The organism is Nocardiopsis sp. LOL_012, assembly GCF_048060475.1.
Taxonomy (GTDB): Bacteria; Actinomycetota; Actinomycetes; order Streptosporangiales; family Streptosporangiaceae; genus Nocardiopsis.
In genome coordinates, this window is record NZ_JBHMIV010000002.1 from 159,854 (window position 1) to 183,539 (window position 23,686).

Sequence of the window (23,686 nt, forward strand, 5' to 3'; positions counted from 1 at the left end):
CGGAAGAGTGTTCCGTGTCACAAAGTACTCTCCGCAGGCGCCCCTGGGAACACCGAGGGCCGGGCTGTGCAAGCCCGGCCCGGAAGCGCGTGAGGCCCGACGGCTCAGGCCTTGCGGGCCACCACCCCGAACTCGTCCATGAGCTGGGGCTCACCGATCTCGGCGGGTGCCGGGCGCCACTGGGTGATCGAGACCAGCCCGGGCTCGACCGGCTCCAGCCCCTCCAGGAAGCCCTCGATCTGCTCCGGGGTGCGCAGCATGATGGAGGCGGGGGAGGACTCGTTCCACATGCGCACCGACTCCTCCATGGCCTCGCCGGTGGCGACGTTGGTGGCGTGGGTGAGTACCACGTGGCTGCCCGGGGGCAGGGCGTCGACCAGGGTGCGCACGATCGTGTACACCTCGTCGTCGGGGAAGTGGAACAGGACCCCCAGCAGGATGAGTCCGACCGGCTGCTCCAGGTCGAGGACCTTCCCGGCCTCGGCCAGGATCTTCTCCGGTTCGCGCAGGTCGGCGTCGATGTAGGCGGTGTGGCCCTCGGGGCTGCTGGTGAGCAGGGCGCGGGCGTGGGTGAGCACCAGCGGGTCGTTGTCGACGTAGACGATGCTCGACTCGGGGGCGACCGCCTGGGCCACCTCGTGGGTGTTCTCCACGGTGGGCAGGCCGGTGCCGATGTCCAGGAACTGGCGGATGCCCACCTCTTGGGCCAGGTAGCGGACCGTGCGCTTGAGGAAGGCACGGTTCTGGACCGCCATCTCGCCGATCATCGGCAGGACCGACAGGATCTGGTCGCCCATCGCCCGGTCGGCGGGGTAGTTGTCCTTGCCGCCGAGCCAGTAGTCGTAGACGCGTGCGGAGTGGGGCTGGGAAGTGTCGATGGGGGCGGGTGGGGTGTGCGACATGGGTGCCTTCCGTCTCGTTCGGGAACCAGAGTAGGGCTCCGGAGCCCCTGGGGGACAGGGGATTCCGCCCTGGCCTGCCACGCCTGACCTACTACGTTGTTTGACTGGTTCCATCACATCATTTGACTTGTTCCAGAAAAGCGGGCAGACTTCGAGACATGCCGACACCCTTGGATTTCGAGCGCATGCTGCGCGAGTCATCGCTGCGGGTGACCAGTCCCCGGATGGCTGTGCTGTCCGCCGTGCACGAACACCCGCATGCCGACACCGAGTCGATCATCGGCGCCGTGCGCGGCAGTATCGGGGCGGTCTCCCACCAGGCCGTGTACGACGTGCTCAAGGCACTGACCAGCGCGGGCCTGGTGCGGCGTATCCAGCCACAGGGCTCTGTGGCCCGCTACGAGACGCGCGTGGGCGACAACCACCACCACGTGGTGTGCCGGTCGTGTGAGGCCATCGCCGATGTCGACTGCGCCATCGGCCACGCGCCGTGCCTGACCGCGTCCAACGACCGCGGCTTCACGATCGACGAGGCCGAGGTCGTCTACTGGGGCCTGTGTCCCGACTGCTCCAACGCGGACGGCTCCTGACGCCGCCCGCGCCCGCTTCCCTGTGTTCACCTCCTCCCTGGCTCGGAAGGACATCGATGTCTGAAAACCACGAAGCAACCGCCACCGGAGGCTGCCCGGTCGCCCACGGCCGCGCTCCCCACCCCACCGAGGGCGGCGGCAACCGTGGCTGGTGGCCCAACAAGCTCAACCTGAAGATCCTCGCCAAGAACCCCGCCGTGGCCAACCCGCTCGGCGAGGGCTTCGACTACGCCGAGGCGTTCAAGGCCCTGGACCTGGACGCGGTCAAGGCCGACATCACCGAGGTCCTCACCACCTCCCAGGACTGGTGGCCCGCCGACTTCGGGCACTACGGGCCGCTCATCATCCGCATGGCCTGGCACAGCGCCGGAACCTACCGCTCCCACGACGGCCGCGGCGGCGGCAGCGCCGGACAGCAGCGCTTCGCCCCGCTCAACAGCTGGCCCGACAACGTCAACCTCGACAAGGCCCGCCGCCTGCTCTGGCCGGTCAAGAAGAAGTACGGCCAGAACCTCTCCTGGGCCGACCTGATGATCCTCGCCGGCAACGTGGCCCTGGAGTCGATGGGCTTGCCGACCTACGGCTTCGGCGGCGGACGCGAGGACGTGTGGGAGCCCGACGAGGACGTCTACTGGGGCCCCGAGACCACCTGGCTCGACGACCAGCGCTACACCGGCGACCGTGACCTGGAGAAGCCGCTGGCCGCCGTCCAGATGGGCCTCATCTACGTCAACCCGGAGGGGCCGGGCGGCAACCCGGACCCGCTGCTGGCCGCCCACGACATCCGCGAGACCTTCGGCCGCATGGGCATGAACGACGAGGAGACCGTCGCCCTCATCGCCGGCGGGCACACCTTCGGCAAGACCCACGGTGCGGCCCCCGACAGCAACCTGGAGGCCGACCCCGAGGCCGCCGGCCTGGAGCAGCAGGGCCTGGGCTGGAAGAACAACCACGGCACCGGCAAGGGCAACGACACCATCACCTCCGGCCTGGAGGTCATCTGGACCACCACGCCCGCCGAGTGGAGCCACGGCTTCTTCACGAACCTGTTCGAGTACGAGTACGAGCTCACCCACAGTCCCGCCGGCGCCCAGCAGTGGATCGCCAAGGACGCCCCGGAGATCATCCCGGACGCCCACGAGCCCGGCAAGAAGCACAAGCCGACCATGCTCACCACCGACCTGTCGCTGCGCTTCGACCCGGTCTACGAGCCCATCTCGCGCCGCTTCTACGAGAACCCGCAGGAGTTCGCCGACGCGTTCGCCCGCGCCTGGTTCAAGCTGACCCACCGCGACATGGGCCCCAAGGTCCGCTACCTGGGCGCCGAGGTCCCGCAGGAGGACCTCATCTGGCAGGACCCGCTGCCCGCCCAGGAGGGCGAGACCATCGGCGACGCCGAGGTCGCCGCGCTCAAGGCCAGGGTCGCCGAGTCCGGCCTGACCATCTCCCAGCTCGTCTCCACCGCCTGGGCCTCCGCCTCCACCTACCGCGACAGCGACAAGCGCGGCGGTGCCAACGGCGCCCGCATCCGCCTGGAGCCGCAGATCGACTGGGAGGTCAACAACCCGGCCGAGCTGCGCACCGTCCTGGGCAAGCTGGAGGCCATCGCCGCCGACTTCAACGCCTCCTCGGAGAAGAAGGTCTCCCTGGCCGACCTCATCGTCCTCGCGGGCGGCGTGGGCGTGGAGCAGGCCGCCCAGGCCGCGGGCCGTGAGGTCACCGTGCCCTTCACCCCCGGCCGCGTGGACGCGGGCGAGGAGCACACCGACGCCGGCAACTTCGCCTACCTGGAGCCCGTCGCCGACGGCTTCCGCAACTACTACGGCAAGGGCAACCGCCTGCCCGCCGAGTACCTGCTCATCGACCGGGCCAACCTGCTGGGCGTGAGCGCCCCGGAGATGACCGTCCTGGTCGGCGGCCTGCGCGTGCTGGGCGCCAACTACGACAACTCCACCACCGGCGTCCTCACCGAGACCCCCGAGCGGCTGACCAACGACTTCTTCGTCAACCTGCTCGACCTCGGCACCACCTGGACCCCGACCGGAGAGACCTCCGAGACCTCGGACACCTTCGAGGCCAAGGACGCCTCCGGCGCGGTCAAGTGGACCGGCAGCCGCGTCGACCTGCTGTTCGGCTCCAACTCCGAGCTGCGCGCCCTCGCCGAGGTGTACGCCTCCGACGACGCCAAGGGCAAGTTCGTCGACGACTTCGTCGCCGCCTGGGTGAAGATCATGGAGGCCGACCGGTTCGACCTGGTGTGAGCGCCGGGTAGCCCGTGAGGCCGAGGCCGGCCCGACCGTCGAGGTCGGGCCGGCCTCGACGTGCCGTGGTCCGGGTTCCGCACCCCGTGTGTGCGGTGCACCGCACACGAGCGGCGCCAAATGTGCGATGATCGCACACATGGTGGATGAGTTGAGCTGGGCGCGCATCGGCGAACGGGTGCGGGAGAGCCGTGCATCGGCGGGACTGTCCCAACAGGAGCTCGCCGACCGGATCGGCCTGGAACGCAGCATGATCTCCAAGCTGGAGAAGGGCGACCGCCGCATCGACGCGATGGAGCTGACCCTCATCGCCGGGGAACTCGACTTCCCCGTCACCCACTTCCTCGCACCCGTGCCCGAGGTGGTCTCACGCAGGACCGCGTTCACCGAGCAGAGCGGCGCAGGAGACAGCGCTGCGGCCCGCAGCGCCTACCGGACCGAAGCCTGCCTCTCGCAGTGGTCCAGAGAGGTCCACCAGCTCATCGACCTGGGTGTACTGCGGCCGAACCCCCTGCTCCGCTACCCGGGCGAGGTCTCCGACCCCCGCAGCGCCCGCGAAGCCGCCGAGTGGCTGCGCACCCGCCTGGGGCTGGACGCGGACCCCATCGAATCGGTCGCGGACGTGTGTGAGCGGGCCGGGCAGTTCCTCGCCGTCGTCCCGCTGCCCTCGGACGGCGCCTCCCTGGTGGAGGGGGACGTCGCCGTGGCCGTCGTCGGCACGCAGCAGGAGCCGGGGCGACGGCGCAGCACCGCCGCCCACGAACTCGGGCACATGGTCCTGGGCGACGAGTTCTCCACCGACCTGGGCGTCCACGCCTCCCGCGAGGAGCGGGAGAGGATGATCGAGGTCTTCGCCGCGGAACTCCTGCTCCCCGTGTCCAGGGTGCGCGCCGCCATGGAAGGGGTGGCCGAGCGCGACCGCCGCCACACCCTGGTGTGGCTCTCGGCGACCTACCGGGTCTCCTGGGGGCTCGCCCTCACCCAGCTCCAGCGCAGCGAGTCGTCCCGCCAGGAGGAAGCTGGAAGGCTGCGCGCTGGCGCGCCCACCGACGTCGAGTTCAAGGACGCGCTCGGGTGGAAGCCCCAGGCCGACCTGGACTCCATCCGTGTCTCCCCCCGCTACGCCTCCGCGGTGGTGGAAGCCGTGCGAAGAGAACTCATCACCCCCACGCGCGCCGTGGAGATGATGCACGGCCAGATCACTCTCAAGGAACTCACCGAGGAATAGCGGATTGTCCTCCTTCGACGCCCCGTTCCTGTTCGACGCCTCACCGCTCCTGCACGCCGCCAAGGCCGACCGCTTGGACGTTCTGGGAGACCTGGCCAGAGAACGTCCGTGCCTGACCACGAGATCGGTCCTGGACGAGATCCGGCGCAACGACGCCGAAGCGTATGCCGAGGTGGTGCAGGCGGCGTGGATCAGCACGGTCCCCACCGATTCACTGGACTTTCTCGTCGCCTACGCGGAGTGGGCCGGTCGCATGGGCCTGACCGATGACCACAACGTCGGCGAGACCATGCTGTGCGCGTATGCCGACCTTCGCGGAGGCGTTCTCGTTCTAGACGACAGGTTCGCGCGCAAGGTCGCCCGCAGGCACGGCCTGTCCGTCTGCGGAACCATGGGGCTGATCGCCGATGCCTGCCGGAGGGGAGACTGCACGGTGGCGGGCGCCTCGGTCCTGGCCGACGCACTCCGGGATTCGGGCATGCGCCTTCCTTTTGCGAGGGGCGGTTTCGAGTCCTGGTCCCGGGAGCAGAAGCTGCTCCGATAGATCCGGTGCGGTAGTGCTGCGCCGGAATGAGCCTGTGTAGCTGTTCCCCATGCCCTGCGGGTTGGTCGGGCTCCGACCCCTCTCTAGCCCATGTCCCATCACATGCGCCAGACCTGTGCCGGAACCGGCCACTTCCGCACGGTTTTCCTGACAGCGTGCAACCGGTCCTGCTAGCGTGATCGCCACGTCGCGGCAAACCGCATCCCGACGCCACAGCACCCCTCAGCCACTCGGGAGAACTGTGTGCCCACCCGGTGGACACTCACCCTCACACCCCGGCCCTCCGGGCCCGTACGCCCCGCGCACCTGCACGCCTTGGCCTGCACCCTCCTGGAGGAGCCCGGGGACGACCACACCGCGCAGGTCAAGCCCTTCACCGCGGCTCTCGCCGGTGATCGGCTGCTCCTGAGCTGGCTGGACGATCCCACCGAGCCGGAACTGCCCTCCCGGCCGGACACGTCCGCCCGGCTGGGCGGTCGCACCCACCGCCTCCAGCCGGGCGACCGGAACACGGCCCCTTACGCGCGCCTCGCGGCCGCACCGCCTTCGGTGAAGGTGCGGGTCGAGTTCGTCACCCCCGCCTACATCAGTCGGGCCGGCCGACAGCTCCCCCTGCCCGAACCCGAACTCCTCCTCGCGGGTCTGGCCCGCCGCTGGGACGTCTACAGTCCCCGACCGCTGCCCTCCAAGGCGGTCACCGAACTCCTGGGCGCGGTCCACCTGGCACGCCACGACATCCGTACCGCCGCCGTCGGCGCCGGTTCGGGCCAGCGTGTGGGCTTCGTCGGCCGCGCCGTCTTCGGCCTGCCGCCCCGCACCTCGCACGCAGCGCAGCGGGCCTTCGCTGCCCTGTGGTCGTTCGCCGCCTTCGCCGGGGCCGGGGCACAGACCACTCACGGCCTCGGTCACGTCCGCGTCCACGTATACGACCTGCCCGCCTCACAGGACAGCACTGTCCGAGAGAGGAACACGGGACCCATCGACACCACCCTTCACAGCCAGAACCATCAACCGATCGGAGGCAGATGAGCGGGAACGACCCGCGCGACCTGGTCGTCATCGCCCTCTCCGGCGTGCAGCGCTACATCACCGAATCCCGCACCACCGCGGATCTCCGCTCGGGCAGCCAGATCGTCGCCCACCTGGCCGACAAGGCGGTCAGCCGACTGGTCAGTGCCCACGGGGCGACGATCGTCTTCCCCGCCCCCACCGGCGAGGGCACCGATGGCGTCGGAGACGGGATGCCCAACCGCGTCGTGGCCCTACTCGAACCCGGAACCGGTCGCACGGCGGCCTCCGACACCAAGGACCGCCTGGACGCCGTGTGGGAGAAGTGGGTGTACGACGTCTTCGGACGGCACATGCACGCGACCCCCGGATGGCCGACGGTGCAGTGGGTGAGCGTGCCCGCCGACCCGTCCGCGTCCTACGCCGACCAGTGGGACCGGGCCCAGCGGTCCCTGGCCCAGCGCAAGAACACCCGGAACTTCGAGCAGCCCGATGACACCCCCGGTGAATTGTGCATGCTCTCCCCGCGCTGGCGCTCCGCGGAGGTCCCGGCCAAGGCGCTCGAGCACATGAAAGACGAGCGGCTGGCCGTCGCCAACTGGGCCAAGCGCCTGTGGCAGCACACCGAACCCGGCAGTCGTGTGACCTTCTCCTCCACCAACGCCATCGCCTCCAGCCCCTACCGGCGTGCCGTCCTGGAACGGTGGAACACGGTGCCCGAGATCAGTGCCCTCGTCAGCCGACTCCACCGGGCCGCCCTTGCCCTGGGCAAAGACCCGATCACCGAACCCCCCACGGCCGGCCTGCCCGAGGAACCCGAGGGGGGCGACCCCAGGTGGCTGCGCGGTCGCGGCAGCCGCTGGGTGTTTCCCGAATCCTGGCACCTCGACGTCCTCGCCCGCGAGTTCACCGACTCCCCTGAGGCGTCCGAGGCCAGACGCGGCGAACCGAAGTTCGCCTCCGCGGTCCGCGACGGACGTGAGGCCGCCGACGCACTCGCCCGAACCATGTCCGAACACGGCGTCCGGCCACCCTCACCCCACCTGGCCGTCCTGGTCCAGGACCTGGACTCCATGGGGCGCTATCTGTCCGACATGGACCTGTCCCAGGGACACACCGTCCACACCGAGGTCTCGGGCCGACTCGCCCGCACCGCACGGGACCAGCGCGAAGCCGTCGAACGGGTGGGCGGGTTCGTGGTCTACGCGGGCGGCGACGACCTGCTCGCCCTCGTCCCCGCCGCCCGCGCGCTGGAGGCCGCCCGCACCGCCCGGTCGGCCATCGCTCCTGGCCTGCCGCACGCGAGCAACGGCATCCTGTTCTTCCACCACGGCTCCTCGCTCCGCCGTGCCCTCGCCCAGGCGCACGAACTGTTGGAGAAGGCCAAGGAACGCGACGGCAAGAACAGCCTGGGCGTCGGGTTCATCCGAGGCAGCGGAAGCCACGCGGAATGCGTCCTGCCGTGGCAGGAGCGACGGGACGGCGCACCCGCGTCGGAGGGCTCCCCGGTCGATGCCCTCGACCTGTTCGCCTCTTACGACAGCCACCCCCGTGCCCGGCTGTCACCGCGCCTGCTTCCTGACCTGCTCACCGAACAGGTGCACCTCGACGGCGGGGGAGAGCAGGACCAGGGCGGCTACGAAGCCTTGGACCGAGAGGTCGCCCGGGCGGAGATGCGCCGCCTGGTGCAGCGCCACACGTCCTTGACCACCGCGACCGGCGAAGAGGTGAGCGAGGACGACAGCATCCCGAAGAAGAAGGACAGTGCGGAACGCAGGGCCTTCGCCGTTGAGGCGGCCCGCGCCCTGGAGCGCATGGCACCGGGCAAGCGCCTGGTCGATGAGGGAGCGGTCCGCGTCGCCCTCTTCCTGCGTCAGGAGGCCCAGTGAACACACCGCACGTCCCGACCCCCTTCGCCGATTCGGGTAGGGGCCTGGGAGAGCGATGGCTCCTGCTGCGCCCCCACGACACGGTCCAGGTGCGCGACGGCCGTTCCTTCGACGCCGGGACCGGCGGCAGCGCACAGACCGTCCGCCCCTGGCCCTCCACCGTCGCGGGGGCCCTCGCTTCCAGGGACGGCGGCTTGGGCGGTGAACCGGAGAGCGTGCGCGGACCAGTCCTGGCCCGGCGTCGCGGATCGCAGGGGCGGGAATGGGAGCCCTACTTCCCCGTCCCCGCCGACCTCGTCCACCCCCCGCGCGGTGACGTGCGGCGTATGTCGGCCCTGGAGCGGGCCGAGGACGGAACCAGAAGCGACCTGGACGAGGAAGCCGCCGACCACGGAGCGCGCCTGCGCACCTTCGCCGTCCCCGACGGCGTCGACGATCCCGAGACCCTCAGCGGGTGGATGTCGGGCCGAGCCCTGCAGGACTACCTGCACGGCACACTGGTCGCCCCTGGCGGCAGGGTGGCCAGGAGGCGGCTCAGACTCGCCCCCGAGGAGCCCTTCGAACCCGAGACACGGGTCGGGCTGGCCCTGGACCGCGCCACGCGCACCGCCCGCCAGGGCGCGCTCTACCAGGCCACCCACCTGCGCTTGAGGGAGCGGTGGGCCTTCGCAGCGCACGTCACGCCCCATCCTGACAGGCATCGCCCCCTGGACGAGGCCACCGGACCGGTCCGCTTCGGCGGTATGGCGCGCCTGGCCGACATCGAACCCGCCCCCGGTATGGACTGGCCCGAGCGGCCACTCTCCTTCCCCAACGGCAGACTCTTGGTCTACGCGGCCACCCCCGCCGTCTGGCCGGGCGGCTGGTACCCGCCGATCCGCAGCTCCGGGGCCGCGCTGGTCGCTGCCAGGGTCGAGGAACCGCTGGCCGTGGCCACGGCCTCACCGAGCCGGAACTGGGCGGAGTTCCAGAACTCCCGTTCCCTCTACTACGCCGTCCCGCCCGGGGCGGTCTATCTTCTGAAGTTCCCCAACGCCGATGACGCCGAACGCTGGGCCGACCAGTACCACGGGAGGGCCCTGCCCCTCCAGGAACGGGTCCGCCGCAACAGGGAGATCAGCCTGGCCACCGCCGGGTTCGGCGTCATCCTGACCGGAGTGTGGTCGTGACCAGCTATCTGCTCTACCTGTACACCGAGTCACCCCTGCACGCCGGGGCTGCCGACGCAGAGGGCTCCCTCGACCTGCCCATCCAGCGGGAGGCGACCACCGGCTATCCCGTCGTGTGGGGCCAGAGCCTCAAGGGCGCCCTGCGCGCGGCGGGACACGACGCGGGATGGGACGCGGGCGACCTGGACCGCGTGTTCGGCAAGGCGGTCCAGAGCAGCGACGGCGATCCGGGGGTCAACCCCACCGCCGGACTGCTCGCCGTCGGCGACGCCCAACTGGTGGCCCTCCCGGTGCCCACCCTGCGCCGCACCTTCGCCTGGGCCACCTCCTCGGTGGCCCTGGCCCGGCTGTCCCGCAAGTACGCCCGTATGCGGCGCACGGGGGAACCCCTGGAGGTCCCCGAGGTCGCCGACGACCAAGGAGCAGCCACCGACGCGCAATGGTCGGAATCGGACCAGGTGCTGGGGCCGTGTCTGGTGTCGTTCCCCCAGGGCGACGCCGCTGACCCACTGGCGGACTGGGCCGGACGTATCGCCGCCGACGGCATCGGCGACGGCTCCCACCTGGCGTACTTCGCGAACAAGTTCCGCTCCGACCTGCTCCTGGTCGGCACCTCGGTCATGGGCCAACTGCTGCGCGAGTGCACCGAGCACTCGGTGCGTGTCCAACTCGACCCGGCCACCAAGACCGTCAAACACGGGCCGTTCACCAGCGAGTACCTGCCCACCGAAACCCTGCTGGCCGCGGTGCTCACCCTGAGGGAGACCCCGGACACCGGGCACGACGCCCGGCACCGGGAACTCCTGAGCGGACTGCTCAACGGGACGGCGCTTCAGATCGGCGGGGACGAGACCCTCGGGAAGGGGCTGGTGTGGCCGCGGCTGATCACGGAGGACGCCGGTGAGTGAGAACAGCCGTGGCGCCAGGCGGGTCGACCAGTCGATGGCCGGCGTCGCCCACCGGATCCTCGGAGACCACGTCACGCCCGAACTGCGCACCCGCATGCGGCAGTTGCCCATGCGGCTGCGCGGCAGCGGGCTGGCCGCCACCTACGCCTTCGTGCTCTCCAAGGCCGACGCCCGCGGCAACGAACTGGAGAAGGCGTACCACCGCCTGGCCGAACGCGTCGCCGCGCACGTCGCCGACCGGGGGCTCCTGACCGGGGCCGGACGCCGGACGGATCCCCAGCGGTTCCTTGCGGCGCTGGCGGATGCCGACGTCCACGACTACGCGCGGATCTCCGTCGAGGTGGAGGCGCTGTCGGTCTGGCTCAGCAGGCTCGCTGAAGCCCTGTGCGCCGAATCCGACGACGCTTCCACGGAAGGGGGCGACAGTGGCGGACCGGCCTAACCCCATGACTGCCTTCGGTGCCAAGGGTCCCCGCGGCCCGAAGCCCGGCCCCCCTCCGGGGCGGGGACCCGGAGGCGGCCCTGGCCAGGGTGGATCCCGTGGCGGGGGAGGCAGAGGCGGCCCTCGCGACAGGGGGCGTCCCTCCGGCGGCCGGGGTTCGGTGTACCCGGCCAACGGTCCCCTCGGCAGGGTGCTCAAGGTCGAACACACCCCCTCTGCCACGGGTGAACCCACCAGCGTGCTCCAGGAGACAGCGCACGGCTCGGGGAGGGGGGTCGGTCCGGAGGCCAACGCGCTCGTCATCCTGCGCCGCCTGTCCTTCGAACCCGTCGACGGCGGTACCAACCCCTGGAAGAACCACGTCCCCCTGCACGGCTGGGCCACCGAACACAGGCTCGGCCAAGGCGGATCCGGCCTCCAGAACGCGGTCCTCCAGCGCAGACGCCACTTCCTGCGGCGGTGGGCCGCCTTCGATCCCGACCGCCGCCACGTGCGCAGGCTGCGCCTGACAGTGGAGTGGCGTATGGCCTCCGGGCTCGGCCTCCAGTTCGGGGTGCTTGACAACGGCCTGGCCCTGCACGGCACCTACGGCTGGCCCGGCCTGCCCGCATCCACCCTCAAGGGTCTGGCGGCGGCCGGCGCCCGTAGCGCCGGGGCCGACACGGAGAGGATCGTCCGGGCGCTGGGAGGCCCCAGGCCGCGCGGTGACCAGGACCCGAGGCCGACCACTGAGGAGCACACCCGGGGCACGGTCCGCTTCCTCGACGCCCTGCCCGATGCCGTCACGGTCCACGATGACGTCATCACCCCGCACCAGCAGCCCTACTACACCAGCACCGACCCGAAGGCCCACAAGGACGCGCAGACCAAGAGGAACGCCCGCCCCCCGGCAGAACACCACAACCCGGTCCCGGTGCCGTTCCTGTCCGTCAGCGGCCGGATGCACGTGGACCTGATCGGGGATGACGGCGGCGACCTGGACGCGGTGTCCGCATGGTTGGCTGAGGCCGGTGAGGAACTCGGCGGCGGCGGCCGGACCACCGCCGGATACGGCTACTTCGACTGCTCCACAGTGGACGAGGAGGACGCGTGACCGACCGCCCCGTCACCGTGCACGTGGCCACCGTGGGACTGAGCCTGTTCGACACGCTCCTCGCCGACAGCGAGGAGCGGATCGAGGACGCCGTGGGCGACTACGACCTGGCGGAGGAGATCCACCGGGCCCGCGATCGGATCCACGACCCCAACTATGAGCTGCCCGACCGCAAGGACGAGGCCGACCGCGTCTCCGACCGTCTCGTCAAGGAGACCTCCTCCGACTCCGGCGAAGCACGTGAGGAGCTGGAGGACCTCCTCACGGCCATCCGCCCCGACAAGTGGCCCTCGCACATCAGCGCCGAACTCGCCTCCCTGGCCGCCGACCCCGCTAAGGCGAGTCACCGGGTCGGGGAGAACGAGACGGTCCTCCTCATCGCCAGCGACACGGGCCGTGGCCTGCGCGCAGCCCTGTTCAACGCCTTGGCGATGACGGGAGGGAAGGTGGACCGGGTGGACTACCTGCCCGAGCCCGAAGGCCGCGTCGAGACCGGCCCCGGCCGGGTCGCCATCGTCCGCCTGCCCGGCCTCGACGCCGAACAGGACAAGGACTTCCTCGGAGCGATGGAACGGCTCGGTGAGTTCGGCGGCCAGATCAAGAACCTCATGGCTGACCCCCGATCCACGTGCCGGTTCCACCTCAGCGGCGGTTTCCGCGTTGCTCTTCCCTTCCTTCTGGGCTTCGCCCAGGCGCTCCGGAGCCTGTACGGCACCCGGGTCACCGCCCACGCCCAGTACGAGTTCTCCACACCCCCGCGCCTGATCGAACTCCCTCTGAGCTCGCCCCGGTCCGACGACCTGCGGGGCAAGCTCGCCAGGTTCGGAAAGGACGGTTACTTCACGGGTAAGGGGAGGCCGTCTCAGGACGCGGTCTGGTCGGGGTTCGCATATGAGTGGATCAAGGATCAGTGCTTGTGGCGGTTGACGCCCTTCGGGATGGCCCTGCTCAAACTCGCGCCCGAGACGAGAGGGGAACCGTGACGGACGCAGCCCCCGACGATGTTCCCGTCGATCTCGGCCCCCCTCAGTCCCCCCTGGTCGAACGCCTGGAATCGGGCATCGGCGCCGTGACGCACGCGGATCGCGGGCCCTACGCCATCGAAAACGATGCCCAGGCCTGGAGGAACGCCGGGTTCCGGGCCGCGCTGCGCGAACTGAGCGAAGCCCTGATCAGCGGGAGCGACGCGGAGCTGGTGGGCGAATGTTCGGCTCTGTCCGAACTGCTCGCGCGACCGGCCTCCGAAAGCCTGGTGAGGGCATTGGCCCACGCCCCCGGACACCTGCTCGGCGCGGTGCTTCCCGCTCTCCTCTCCCCCAAGGGCAGACCTGCAGCCGAAGCGGACGCGGTGGAGGCGTGGACGGTGTTCACGGTGTGCGTCGACGTCCTGTGGGGGTACGTGACCGGCGACGGCGCCCGGACCCACCGGCACGTGCAGCCGCTGGTGGCTCGCACCCGTTTCCTGGCCCTGTCGGAGCCCTTCCGCCACAGGGGCCGTGAGAAGGAGTGGGAACCGTGGTGGCGGAGCGAGGACCTCAAACACCTCTTCGGCCGTAACGACAACTGGGTGCCCCTGGTCCGCAAGACGCGGGAGGCGCGTGAAGTGTGGCGCGCCCACCTCGACCGGTACCAGGCCCTGCCACTGTTCGACCACGCTCCCCCCTCGGCGGTGGAGCGGGAGGTGCGGGCGCTCGCCTTCCAGGACACCGTGCCCGAACGACGGTCCTTCTGTGGAGGGCCGCTCGCCCTGTCCACGCCGACGGAACGGGCGGGAGACGAAGCGGCCCCTTGGGTGGGACCGCCCCCGTCCACTACAGCGGACCGGGCCGTCCTTAGCGAGGCGGTGGAACAGCACCTTCTTCCGCGCTTCGCCGTCGTGGGGTCCTGGTCGGCGGTGTGCGGGCTGTACCTGCACACCCGGAACGGGTGGGCGCTGGGCGGGTACGTCCTGGTTGGAGCGGCGGTGATCATCGCGGTGGCGGCCGTGGCACTGGCGGCGTTCACCGCAACGGTCACGTTCCACTGGGCGCTGGGTGCGATCGGCTTCGTCTACACGCTCATCGTCTCTGGCACCGTCTTCTTCGGGCGGCTGTGGGCGATGCCGCTGATGCTGCGCCTTCCGGCGGCCGGGGCGGTCGGGCTCATCGTTCTGGTGGCGTTCCATCCCACCTGGTGGGAGGGGGTCACCCTGGACTGGCAACTGCCGCTCGTGCTGGCCGGGGCCGCCTTCGGCTACCTCCTCGTGGAGGTCCGCAACCACAACACCGGGACCGCCAGTGGGGACGAGCGCAGGTTCGTCCCCGGGGTCCTGGCCGGCCGGGCCCTGGCGGTGGCCGTGACCGGTCTGGTGCACTCCCTGTTCGTCGCGGTGATCGGTATGGTCGCCGTCACCACCGTCTTCGGGGAGGACGGGGACAGGCTCCGGGGCGTCTGGGCGGGGACCTCCGAGTTGGGGGACCCGGTGGCGATCCTGATCGCCGCCGCCTTCTGGTGTCTGGCCGCGGGCGTCTTCTCCCAGATCCTGTGGGACGACCGGCCCATCACCGCACCCCTGTCCCATCGGCGTTGGCGTGACGAAAGGTAGGAAGCGATGCCCTGGACCACACTGCGCCTGCGGGTGGAGACCCCCCTCTTCTGCGGTGACGGAGACCCGACCTCGGCGCAGGTCCGCGTCTCCTCGATCCGCGGAGGGATGCACTTCTGGTTGCGTGCCATGGCGGGGGTCCTCGCGGGGAAGGACCTCGACGCGCTGCGGCGCATCGAGAACCGCGTTCTCGGCTCCACCGAGGCCGTTTCGCCGATCCGGCTGCGCATCCCCGCACAGCCCCGGTTCTCCACCGAACCGTTCCCGGACTTCCTGCCGCGCGCCCAGAGTCCGAACAACAAGTGGATCAGCTACCTCCTCGGCCCCGGCCTGACCGCCTGGGAGCCCAGGGACCAGAGGAAGGGGCTGCCGGGCGCTACGAAGATCACCCGCGCCTTCACCCCGCCAGGGGAGGAGTTCGACCTGCGGATCAAACTCGTCGGCGAGGACCGCGACGCCCACACGGTCGCCCTCGGTGCACTGTGGATGAGCCTGGTCTTCGGCGGCATCGGAGCGCGCACCCGGCGCGGGTTCGGCGGTATACGGATCACGGGGGTGGAGGGCGGATCGCTGCTCGACTGGCCAGAGAACGCCCTGCTCTCACCCGGCCTGGACTTCTACGAGAACACGAAGTCGCTGTGGCCGTCGGGGACGGCGTCCCGGGCGATGCCCGCGCTCATGGCCATCGCGGAGAAGGCCGGCCTGCCGAAGCGGGTGCATGACTGGTCGGCGCCGCCCACCTACCCCGTGTTGTCCAAGACCCGTACCGTCGCGGGCGTCAGCGGTGGCGGAACCTTCCCTGACTGGGTGAACGTACTGATCCAGGCGGGTGAGGAGTTGCGCCACTTCCGGGCATCCGAATTCACCCCCCAGGTGATGTACAGCCCGAAGGTCAAGACACGTGAGTGGCTGGAGGTCGTCCACGACGAGGACCGGGACGACTTCGCGCTCGGCGGCTTGGGACTGCCCATCGTCTTCAAGAAGGACACCGAGGTGCACGCCGACAGGGGAGAGGGGCAGGAGGCCGAGACGCTGCGGCGGGCTTCGCCTCTGTGGCTCCGGCCGGTGGGGGAGGGCGACGAGTGGCGGTTGTTCTCCTTCGCTTTCCTCACCGAGTTCCTCCCAGAGGAGGAGGTCGGCGTGCATCTGTGGCGCGGCCAGGGAGGCGGGAAACGGCAGAGCCGCGAGCTCACTGTCACTACGGAGGACAGCCACGCTCTGGTGAGGGAGTGGATCGAGGGCATCACCGAGGCGGAGGGCACCGCGTTCGTTCCCTGATCCGAATGGGTGCGGCGGTGAGCAGCGAGAGGGCGGTGCGCAAGATCCGGTTCGAGCGCGGGTGAGTGTATTATAGAAGCCTCATGAAGCCCATAGGGTATGGAAACGTAAGTTTCTTCGTTTATGATCGGATTAAAGCATTCGAACCGAACGCCTGATAAGCCCGTAGGGCATGCAGGAAATCGATAGGGTGATATTCTCTTAGAAGGCCCTTCCTTTATGAGATATCTGCTTCGCCAGGTTGCGGGCGGTGAGAATCTTTTACCCTCAGGGAATAATGCTGGAAGCAGATCGTGGAACGCGCGATGCTCTCGCCGTGGATTTTTGTCTACCGTGTCGGTTTGAGGCCGTCAGTGACACGATGTCTGACCTTCACGCGGGGCCGTGGGGTTAACGGGGTTCTGGGAGAAGCCAGTGTGGCTCCACGCCATAACTATGACGTGGAGCCCAAGGACATTCGGGATGGAGATATCTGACGCTTTATAGATTTCCCCAGTCCTGTGTCGCGATGTCTGCATTCTTGTTTTACAAGAGACTGTTGATGGTGATCGTGACATACATGTCACTCCCGATGAACTGCTGAGCAAGCAACAGCATGGTGTTCATGAGGAGAAGAATGGCGCTCTTCCAGGGGGGAGTCCCGCCAGAAGGGCTTCCGGGAGTTCTGGGCTCGACCGGACCCTTGGGCATAATACTCCTTGTTGTGTGGTTGGTTAGAATGACAGTCATTTTTTGAAAAAGATCGAAGATGCAGGGTGGGGGGCGGGACGTCTGCAGGGGAAGGGGTGGTCTTGCGCTCACGTGGTACCTCCTGGAGTGCAGTGTGCCACATGAATCTGGCTACGGCGAAGAATCTCACATATTACCAGGTGGAGGCTTTGAAGTAAGATTTATATTAAAGGTCTGATTGCCGATGGTTTCGAGTTCAATGAGATTTATGTCGGGTTCTATATATCCTTTCATGGGATCATCCTATGGCCCAGGGGTTGAGTTGCGGCATATGGTGCTTCGGTAGGAGTGGATGTGCGTCTGGTATGCTTATGTTTGAAAAGAAGAAAGAGAATATTATGCTCGATAATCTTCGGGCGTGGGGAATCGGTCAAGGTATTATTAACCCCAATGGGAATGGTCGCATATTGTGACATTGATTTTTTGATAAGATCGAAATTTCCTTCGCTGTTTGGTGGAGGTTAGAAAGCCCGCAGGGCATACGGTTCCACCGCTTGGTCTGTTTGTGGTACCGGCGGAATACCATCACTTTGAACTCTGGTGGGCGGATCTCTGATCCGCCCACCAGAGAGCTCATGTGTACGCACGGTTGATCAGGTCGGTGCTTTGGTGTGATTTGGCCTGGGACTTCACACACCGCAGGAGGCGTCCGCCTCCGGACCCGGTCAACGCGATGCTCTCGTTCGGATACACGCTGCTGCTCAACGACGCCGTGGTGGCCTGCCACATCGCCGGACTCGATCCCGAGGGCGGGTTCCTGCACTCGCTGAAGCAGGGGCGGGCCAGCCTGGCGCTGGACCTGATGGAGGAGTTCCGCCCGACGGTGGTGGACACCGTCGTCAACGGCTTGGTGATGGGCGGCAGGGTGGCCCCGGAAGGGTTCGACCATCCGGCCGAGGAGGGTCAGGGCTGCCGGATGTCGCCGGAGGTGTTGAAGGTCTTCCTGGCTGCTTACGAGAAGCGGATGCTCACCCTGGTCAAGCACCCCGGACTGGGGCGCCGGGTGTCCTACAGGGCGGCGTTGACCGCGCAGGCCCGGCTGCTGGCCGGTGTGCTCTCGGGGCGTGAGGACGCCTACGTGTCGATGGTGTGGCGGTGAGTGGTGGGGGAACATCCGCAGCGTCGCAGGTTCTACCTGGTGTGCTACGACATCGCCGACGACGACCGGTGCCAGAGGGCGTCGGAACTGCTGGCAGGGTACGGACCCCGGGTGCAGTACAGCGTGTTCGAGGTGACCGTGCCCTCGCCACCCGCGTTCGAGGAGTTGCGGAAGGCGTTGGTGGAGGCGATCGAGCCGGACGAGGACCAGGTTCGCGTGTATCCGCTCAGGGTTCCGGATCTGGACAAGGTGATGGTGTTGGGGAATCGTAGGTTGGAGGAGCGTGAGGACTTCTGGATCGTGTGAGCGGAGGGGCGTGTACACCGAATCCGGTTCGGTTGCCGAACCCCCGGTTTGCGTGCAAGGTGTTTATGCTGTTCAGGGGCTCGCGAGAGTGAAATATGGCGTGGGTCACGTGCCCTTGGGGGTGTTTGAGGGTGGTTGCGTGCAGAGGGGGTGTGTCGTCGCAGGTCAGAGGGCGTGAAAAAGGGCAAGGGTTTCGGAGGCCTATTAAGCCCGTAGGGCATGGAAACCTCCTCCCCGTTGCTGTTCTGCAGAGCCAGGTTCCGGAGACCTATAAATCCCCCCGTAGGGCGCCCCATCCTTTTCGCGAACCCCCGAAACGGAATGATCTTGCTACCAGCTCAGGGTTCGAGCCTTATTCCTGCGCCAGAAGCAAGATCAACTCTGGCCGCCCGATGTGAGCGGCCACGGCACCGGTGGTCTCACCTGGCGCGCCTGCGCTTCTCCGCGAGGGCGCGGATGTCGCCGACCCGGTAGTAGCGCCAGCCGTTGCACGGGTCGTGGAACCAGTCCACGATCCCGTCCAGCCGTCCGGTGCGTGCCCACGTGCGCAGGGTGGAGGTGTGTACCTCCAGGACTTCGGCGGCGTCCACCGGGTCCATGTACATGTCCGATGCGGTCGGACGCTTTTGCGTTTCTATGTCCTGATTATGTGCATGAGGTTTGTTCTGTGACTGCTCGATCTCATCTATGATCCCAGGATTGATGCGACCGGCGATCTTACACAGTTACTAATATCTAACTGAAGGGCAATGGTTCTGAGCGTAAGCTCATGCATAGCCTTGGGGTGTGCCTGAGAACGACTTCACATCTCTGCTGTCCAAGCTTCGAGAATTGTCCGGTTTCAGTCAGGGTGAACTCGCTGACCGGGTCGGTTCTTCCGGCGCCTCTGTGTCCCGTTGGGAGACCGGGGTGATCACCCCGAAGCGCGCGAAGGTCGAACAGCTCGATCGAGCCCTGAACGGCCGGGGCAGATTGGTGCGGGTTTGGGAACCGGTCGCGACCGGTTTGCAGATCCCGCCGTGGATGAGGTCGGCCGGAGCGCTGGAGGAGAAGGCCGTCTCGATCTCGGTGGTGACCGTCTCCAACCTGGTGCCCGGACTCGTCCAGTCGGTCGAGTACGCACGCCAGGTCTTCCGCGCCGGTCATCCAACGGCGTCCGTGTCCGAGATCGAACGCCTGGCACAACTGCGGGTTTCACGCTATGAGTCGTTGATCAGGAAGAACGATCCGTTCGTGACGGTGGTCTTTCCGTTCTCCGCGCTCAAAGGACTTCCCGACCACGTCAGGATCGACCAGGTCAAGACGCTGATCCGGCACATCGACAGGGGGCGGTTGGCAGTGCACCTGGTGCCCGACGAAACCCCGATCCTCGCTGTGGCGGCACCTATCCAGGTCTACCGATTGTTGGACGGCAGGAAGGTCGCCGCTTCCGATCACGCCAACGGCAATCACGTGTACACGACCCCTGACGAGGCTGAGAAGATCGAAGGGATCGTGACGCATGTGATCGGCCGTTGCCTCCCTGTGGGTGACACGGCCCGACGGTTGGAGGAGTTGCTGTGAACGAGTGGTTCAAATCCTCGTACTCGGAGAACGCCGCTCATTGCGTTGAACTGCGGCACCTGACGAACCAGGTACTGGTCCGCGATACCCGCAACCGTGCCTCGGCCACCCTGGCCTTTCCGGCCGCCGAGTGGGTCGCCCTGCTCGCCGGTGAACACCACCCCCACTGACCTCCTCAATCCCACGCTCCACAACCCCCTCCACAACACCCCCGAACACGGTTCCGCGGGGTGTTGTGTTCTGAAAGTTCCCTGTGTCCGGAACCAGTGGGCCTCCCGAGGCGACTCTCAAGGCAGGAACGTACTCTTACTCTGTGCGTTCATTCCACTACGCGAAAGGCCGAGGTCATCGGCTTGGACGCACCGGACCCAAGGAGAAGACCCCCCATGACACAGGAAACGGACACGACTTCTGAGAGAACGACCTCCCCGAAGCAGGGGAACCAGTGGAGCTCCCTCCGATCCCTGGTGCTGCGGCTGCACTTCTACGCGGGCGTCTTCGTCGCCCCGTTCATCGCCGTCGCCGCCGTCACCGGACTGCTCTACGTGTGGACGCCCCAGATCGAGCAGGCGCTCTACGCCGACCAACTGCGCGTTGAGCCCACCGGCCAGACGCTCCCGCTCAGCGAGCAGGTGCGCATCGCCCAGGCCGAGCTCCCCGGCGCCGAACTCGACGCGGTGCGCCCCGCCACCACCGGCGAGGACTCCACCCGGGTGCTGTTCGACGCTCCGGAGGAGCCCAACGCCAGCTACCGCAACACCGTCTTCGTCGACCCCCACGACGGCGAGGTGCTCGGGGTGATGCAGACCTACGGCAGTAGCGGCGCCCTCCCCGCTCGGGCGTGGATCAGCAACATGCACCGCAACCTGCACCTGGGCGACGCCGGGCGCCTGTACAGCGAGTTCGCCGCGAGCTGGATGTGGGTGGTCGCCCTGGGCGGCCTCGCCCTGTGGGTGTCGCGCACCCGGCGCGTGCGCGGCGGCGCGCGCCGCCTGCTGGTGCCCGGCGCGGGTGCGCGCAAGGGCTACCCCCGGTCGCTGTCGGTGCACGGGGCCACCGGGCTGTGGATCCTCGTCGGCCTGCTGTTCCTGTCGGCGACCGGGATGACCTGGTCGCAGTACGCGGGCGCCAACATCAGCGACCTGCGCCAGCGGCTGGACTGGACCACCCCCTCGGTCTCCACCGAGCTGCCCGAGTCCGTCACCTCCGCCCCCGGTGCTGACGCGGGGATCGACGCCGTGCTGGCCACCGCACGCGAGGCCGATCTGGACGGGCCGGTCGAGGTGGTGCCGCCAGCCGAGGCCGGCTCCTCCTACCTGGTCAAGCAGGTCGACCTGAGCTGGCCCACCGGCGCGGACTCGGCGGCGATCGACCCAGCCACCGCCGAGATCGTCGACGTCCTGCGCTTCGACGACTACCCGGTCATGGCCAAGCTCACGAGCTGGGGGATCGCCGCCCACATGGGGCTGCTCTTCGGGCTGCCCAACCAGCTCGTGCTGAGTGCCCTCATAGCCGGACTGCTCGCCGTGCTGTTCCTGGGCTACCGGATGTGGTGGCAGCGCCGCCCCACCCGAACCCGGGCGCTGGGCGTGGGCCGCCCCTACCCGCGCGGCGCCTTCCGGGAGCTGTCCCTGCCGCTGAAGATCGCGGTGGTGGCCGTGCTGGCACTGGTCGGCTGGGCGGTGCCCATGCTGGGGGTGTCGCTGCTGCTGTTCTTGGCCATCGACGTCGCCCTGGGCTGGCGCGCCCGCCGGTCCGCCGAGGCGTAGCCCACCTTCGTCTTACGGCGAAGGTCGGCGTCGGCCTTCGCCGTAAGACGAACCTCAGACCCGGCCGCCGGCTCCGGGCGGACCGTCCCCGCTGCGCAGCGCGTCGGAGACCGCCTTGGCGCCGCCGTGGCCGCTGTACCCGCCGTCCACGGGGATCTCCGCGCCGGTGATGAACGACGACTCGTCGGAGACCAGGAACACCACCAGCGGCGCGATGTCGTCCACCGTCCCGGCGCGTCCCAGCGGGGACTGCTCGACGGTGGCGCGGCGCATCGCCTCGGGTGCCGAGGCGGTCATCGGGGTCTCCACGAACCAGGGGTGCAGCGTGTTCACGCGGATGCCGCGCGGCCCCAGCTCCAGGGCGGCCGCCGCCGACAGGCCGCGCAGAGCCCACTTGCTGGAGGTGTAGGCGACCGGATAGTGGCCGGTCAGCGCCGCCACCGACCCCACGTTGACGATGGAGGCGCCGCGTTGCATGAGTGGCAGCAGGGCCTGGATGCCGAGCAGCGGCCCGGTGGTGTTGACCCGGTGCACGCGGTCGAACTCGTCGGGGTCGACCTCGCCCACGCGGTGGCGCAGGGTGATCCCGGCGTTGTTGACCAGGGCGTCCACCCGGCCGTAGCGTTCGCGCAGCCAGGCGGCCAGGGCGGCCCACCCGTCGGCATCGGTGACGTCCAGGCGGCGGTGGACCACCATGCCGGGCGGCTGGGACGTGTCGGGGTCGACGACGTCGAGGGCGACGACGTGCGCGCCCGCCTCGGCCAGGGCGGTGGCGGCCGCCGCGCCCTGGCCGCGCGCGGCGCCGGTCACCACCACGACCTTGTGGCACAGGCGTGGCATAGGGGGTTCCTTCCCGGCCCCGGGCGGACCGTCTCCGCCCGGGGCGCGTGCTTCAGCATCTTCTAGCGAGGAACCCCGGCTCTTCAGAGCCGGGAGGAATCGCTTCCGTCGATTGCGCAGCGTCGGAGGACCTCGTCGGTGCACGGGCCGCGCCGGTACCCGGGGGTGCAGACCACGCGGGCAGGGAGGGTGCGGATGACCGTGTGGTCCCGACGTATATCGGGATTCGGCCCCCACCGGGGCGGCACAGGTCCTACGGTTGGACCCGTGAAGATCGTCGTGCAGGTCAAACTCATGCCCGACGCCGCCCAGGAGGCGGCGCTGTCGGCGACCCTGCGCACGGTCAACGACCTGGCGTGCTGGGTGTCCCAGGTGGCGTTCGAGCATGGTGTTCCGCGTGAGTACGAGCTGCGCAAGCACACCTATGCCGAGCTCAAGGCGCGAGGTATCGGGGCGCAGGCCGCCCAGCACACCATCAAGAAGGTCCGCGACGCCTACACCGCGCTGCACGCCAACATCAAGGCCGGGAACCTGGGCAGGCCGGGCTCCCAACGCCGCCGCAGGGCCGAATCGAAGCCGATCGTGTTCCGGCCCCAGGCCGCCCAGCCCTACGACGACCGGTGCCTGTCCTGGCAGTACGACGCACAGACCGTGTCCATCTGGACCACCGCCGGGCGCATCAAGAACGTGCCCTTCACCGGCTCTCCGGATGCGCTCAAGACCCTGCGCGAGCACCGCAGGGGCGAGTCCGACCTGATCGAGCGCGACGGCGCCTTCTACCTGATCGCCACGTGTGAGGTTCCCGAAGCCGAGGAGTACGAGCCCGACGGCTTCGTCGGTGTGGACCTGGGCATCGTCAACATCGCCACCGCCTCCACCGGGTACCGGGCCGCGGGCCGAAAGCTCAACCGGTACCGCAGGCGTCAGCTCGCCCTGCGCGCCAAGCTCCAGAAGAAGCGCACCAAGTCCGCCAAGCGCAGGCTCAAGGAGCGTTCCCGCCGCGAACAGCGGCACGTCAAGAACACCAACCACGTCATCGCCAAGAGGATCGTGGCCGAGGCTGAACGCACCTCGTCGGGGATCGCCCTGGAAGGACTCAAGGGCATCCGGCAGAGGGTACGGCCCGCCCGTCGGCCCGCCACCACCCTCAGCGGACGGCCTTCGGCCGCAGTCCTTCCCCCGAAGCCCCAACGGGCCACGCTCCACTCCTGGGCCTTTGCCCAACTCGGACGGTTCCTTGAGTACAAGGCACGGCGGGCCGGGGTGCCGCTGGTGTTGGTGGACCCGGCGTACAGCGGCCGGGAATGCGCCGAGTGCGGCCACATCGAGAAGGGGAACCGGGTCTCCCAGGCCCTTTTCCTCTGCCGGGGGTGCGGGGTCGTTGCCCACGCCGACCGGAACGCTTCCCACGTCCTTGCCCGCAGAGGCGAGGACGTGTGGAACGCGGGGCGTGAGTCACGCGCCCCTGCCACCCCATAGGGGTG

Annotated in this window: 22 protein-coding genes; 19 read left to right on the forward strand and 3 right to left on the reverse strand. The window is 68.6% G+C overall.

Annotated features, from left to right (window positions below; all coding sequences use genetic code 11):
* Positions 1-104 precede the first annotated feature (104 nt).
* Entirely contained in the window at positions 105-902 is a 798-nt protein-coding gene (locus ACFHWE_RS02120) for an SAM-dependent methyltransferase (RefSeq protein ID WP_416598824.1), read from the reverse strand.
* 158 nt (positions 903-1,060) lie between these two features.
* Here ACFHWE_RS02120 and ACFHWE_RS02125 point away from each other — a divergent pair, with 158 nt between their 5' ends.
* The 15 genes from ACFHWE_RS02125 to cas2 all read left to right on the forward strand — a co-directional run bounded on the left by ACFHWE_RS02125 (position 1,061) and on the right by cas2 (position 18,030).
* Positions 1,061-1,492, forward strand: a complete 432-nt coding sequence (locus ACFHWE_RS02125) for a Fur family transcriptional regulator (RefSeq protein WP_416598825.1) — start codon at positions 1,061-1,063, stop codon at positions 1,490-1,492.
* Positions 1,493-1,548: 56 nt separating this feature from the next.
* Positions 1,549-3,753, forward strand: a complete 2,205-nt coding sequence (katG, locus tag ACFHWE_RS02130; RefSeq protein WP_416598826.1) for a catalase/peroxidase HPI — start codon at positions 1,549-1,551, stop codon at positions 3,751-3,753.
* 139 nt (positions 3,754-3,892) lie between these two features.
* A complete protein-coding gene (locus ACFHWE_RS02135) occupies positions 3,893-4,981 on the forward strand; it encodes a helix-turn-helix domain-containing protein (RefSeq protein WP_416598827.1) in 1,089 nt (362 codons plus the stop codon).
* A gap of 4 nt (positions 4,982-4,985) precedes the next feature.
* A complete protein-coding gene (locus ACFHWE_RS02140) occupies positions 4,986-5,525 on the forward strand; it encodes a hypothetical protein (RefSeq protein WP_416598828.1) in 540 nt (179 codons plus the stop codon).
* Positions 5,526-5,768: 243 nt separating this feature from the next.
* Complete coding sequence (gene cas6, locus ACFHWE_RS02145) at positions 5,769-6,554, forward strand: CRISPR system precrRNA processing endoribonuclease RAMP protein Cas6 (RefSeq protein ID WP_416598829.1); 786 nt, start codon at positions 5,769-5,771, stop codon at positions 6,552-6,554.
* Complete coding sequence (locus ACFHWE_RS02150) at positions 6,551-8,422, forward strand: Cas10/Cmr2 second palm domain-containing protein (RefSeq protein WP_416598830.1); 1,872 nt, start codon at positions 6,551-6,553, stop codon at positions 8,420-8,422. Before cas6 ends, ACFHWE_RS02150 begins: the two co-directional genes overlap by 4 nt.
* Positions 8,419-9,591 carry a type III-B CRISPR module-associated Cmr3 family protein gene (locus tag ACFHWE_RS02155; protein ID WP_416598831.1) on the forward strand — a complete coding sequence of 391 codons (1,173 nt, stop codon included), beginning with the start codon at positions 8,419-8,421 and terminating at the stop codon, positions 9,589-9,591. The genes ACFHWE_RS02150 and ACFHWE_RS02155 overlap by 4 nt, the downstream gene beginning before the upstream one ends.
* Complete coding sequence (gene cmr4 / locus ACFHWE_RS02160) at positions 9,588-10,499, forward strand: type III-B CRISPR module RAMP protein Cmr4 (RefSeq protein ID WP_416598832.1); 912 nt, start codon at positions 9,588-9,590, stop codon at positions 10,497-10,499. The genes ACFHWE_RS02155 and cmr4 overlap by 4 nt, the downstream gene beginning before the upstream one ends.
* Positions 10,492-10,941, forward strand: a complete 450-nt coding sequence (cmr5, locus tag ACFHWE_RS02165; RefSeq protein WP_416598833.1) for a type III-B CRISPR module-associated protein Cmr5 — start codon at positions 10,492-10,494, stop codon at positions 10,939-10,941. Before cmr4 ends, cmr5 begins: the two co-directional genes overlap by 8 nt.
* 190 nt (positions 10,942-11,131) lie before the next feature.
* On the forward strand, positions 11,132-12,034 hold the full coding sequence (cmr6, locus tag ACFHWE_RS02170; RefSeq protein ID WP_416598834.1) for a type III-B CRISPR module RAMP protein Cmr6: 903 nt from the start codon (positions 11,132-11,134) through the stop codon (positions 12,032-12,034).
* Positions 12,031-13,017: a hypothetical protein gene (locus ACFHWE_RS02175; protein ID WP_416598835.1), complete on the forward strand. Its 987-nt coding sequence runs from the start codon at positions 12,031-12,033 to the stop codon at positions 13,015-13,017. Before cmr6 ends, ACFHWE_RS02175 begins: the two co-directional genes overlap by 4 nt.
* Complete coding sequence (locus ACFHWE_RS02180; RefSeq protein WP_416598836.1) at positions 13,014-14,618, forward strand: hypothetical protein; 1,605 nt, start codon at positions 13,014-13,016, stop codon at positions 14,616-14,618. Before ACFHWE_RS02175 ends, ACFHWE_RS02180 begins: the two co-directional genes overlap by 4 nt.
* A gap of 6 nt (positions 14,619-14,624) precedes the next feature.
* On the forward strand, positions 14,625-15,896 hold the full coding sequence (cmr1, locus tag ACFHWE_RS02185) for a type III-B CRISPR module RAMP protein Cmr1 (protein ID WP_416598837.1): 1,272 nt from the start codon (positions 14,625-14,627) through the stop codon (positions 15,894-15,896).
* Between the two features lie 1,330 nt (positions 15,897-17,226).
* Positions 17,227-17,724 (forward strand): CRISPR-associated endonuclease Cas1, encoded by a 498-nt coding sequence (gene cas1 / locus ACFHWE_RS02190; protein WP_416598838.1) that lies wholly within the window; start codon positions 17,227-17,229, stop codon positions 17,722-17,724.
* Between the two features lie 39 nt (positions 17,725-17,763).
* Positions 17,764-18,030 carry a CRISPR-associated endonuclease Cas2 gene (gene cas2 / locus ACFHWE_RS02195; RefSeq protein ID WP_416598839.1) on the forward strand — a complete coding sequence of 89 codons (267 nt, stop codon included), beginning with the start codon at positions 17,764-17,766 and terminating at the stop codon, positions 18,028-18,030.
* 419 nt (positions 18,031-18,449) lie between these two features.
* Here cas2 and ACFHWE_RS02200 read toward each other — a convergent pair whose 3' ends face one another.
* Positions 18,450-18,635 carry a hypothetical protein gene (locus ACFHWE_RS02200; protein WP_416598840.1) on the reverse strand — a complete coding sequence of 62 codons (186 nt, stop codon included), beginning with the start codon at positions 18,633-18,635 and terminating at the stop codon, positions 18,450-18,452.
* A 181-nt stretch (positions 18,636-18,816) separates the two neighbouring features.
* Between ACFHWE_RS02200 and ACFHWE_RS02205 the strand changes: the two genes are divergently transcribed.
* The 3 genes from ACFHWE_RS02205 to ACFHWE_RS02215 all read left to right on the forward strand — a co-directional run bounded on the left by ACFHWE_RS02205 (position 18,817) and on the right by ACFHWE_RS02215 (position 21,362).
* Positions 18,817-19,593, forward strand: coding sequence for a Scr1 family TA system antitoxin-like transcriptional regulator (locus ACFHWE_RS02205; protein WP_416598841.1), 777 nt, complete (start codon positions 18,817-18,819; stop codon positions 19,591-19,593).
* The gene (locus tag ACFHWE_RS02210; RefSeq protein ID WP_416598842.1) at positions 19,590-19,763 is read left to right on the forward strand and encodes a DUF397 domain-containing protein; all 174 of its coding nucleotides are present in this window, start codon (positions 19,590-19,592) and stop codon (positions 19,761-19,763) included. Before ACFHWE_RS02205 ends, ACFHWE_RS02210 begins: the two co-directional genes overlap by 4 nt.
* Before the next feature lie 216 nt (positions 19,764-19,979).
* Positions 19,980-21,362 (forward strand): PepSY-associated TM helix domain-containing protein, encoded by a 1,383-nt coding sequence (locus ACFHWE_RS02215; RefSeq protein ID WP_416598843.1) that lies wholly within the window; start codon positions 19,980-19,982, stop codon positions 21,360-21,362.
* Positions 21,363-21,416: 54 nt separating this feature from the next.
* Here ACFHWE_RS02215 and ACFHWE_RS02220 read toward each other — a convergent pair whose 3' ends face one another.
* Positions 21,417-22,202, reverse strand: a complete 786-nt coding sequence (locus ACFHWE_RS02220) for an SDR family oxidoreductase (RefSeq protein ID WP_416598844.1) — start codon at positions 22,200-22,202, stop codon at positions 21,417-21,419.
* 267 nt (positions 22,203-22,469) lie between these two features.
* Between ACFHWE_RS02220 and ACFHWE_RS02225 the strand changes: the two genes are divergently transcribed.
* Positions 22,470-23,681, forward strand: a complete 1,212-nt coding sequence (locus tag ACFHWE_RS02225; RefSeq protein ID WP_416598845.1) for an RNA-guided endonuclease InsQ/TnpB family protein — start codon at positions 22,470-22,472, stop codon at positions 23,679-23,681.
* The last annotated feature ends 5 nt before the right edge of the window (positions 23,682-23,686 follow it).

Excerpts from the sequence above, each read along its gene's own strand:
- ACFHWE_RS02120 (WP_416598824.1), bottom strand. The coding sequence starts at position 902 with ATGTCGCACACCCCACCCGCCCCCATCGACACTTCCCAGCCCCACTCC.
- ACFHWE_RS02125 (WP_416598825.1), top strand. The coding sequence starts at position 1,061 with ATGCCGACACCCTTGGATTTCGAGCGCATGCTGCGCGAGTCATCGCTG.
- katG (WP_416598826.1), top strand. The coding sequence starts at position 1,549 with ATGTCTGAAAACCACGAAGCAACCGCCACCGGAGGCTGCCCGGTCGCC.
- ACFHWE_RS02135 (WP_416598827.1), top strand. The coding sequence starts at position 3,893 with ATGGTGGATGAGTTGAGCTGGGCGCGCATCGGCGAACGGGTGCGGGAG.
- ACFHWE_RS02150 (WP_416598830.1), top strand. The coding sequence starts at position 6,551 with ATGAGCGGGAACGACCCGCGCGACCTGGTCGTCATCGCCCTCTCCGGC.
- cmr1 (WP_416598837.1), top strand. The coding sequence starts at position 14,625 with ATGCCCTGGACCACACTGCGCCTGCGGGTGGAGACCCCCCTCTTCTGC.
- ACFHWE_RS02200 (WP_416598840.1), bottom strand. The coding sequence starts at position 18,635 with ATGTACATGGACCCGGTGGACGCCGCCGAAGTCCTGGAGGTACACACC.
- ACFHWE_RS02215 (WP_416598843.1), top strand. The coding sequence starts at position 19,980 with ATGACACAGGAAACGGACACGACTTCTGAGAGAACGACCTCCCCGAAG.
- ACFHWE_RS02220 (WP_416598844.1), bottom strand. The coding sequence starts at position 22,202 with ATGCCACGCCTGTGCCACAAGGTCGTGGTGGTGACCGGCGCCGCGCGC.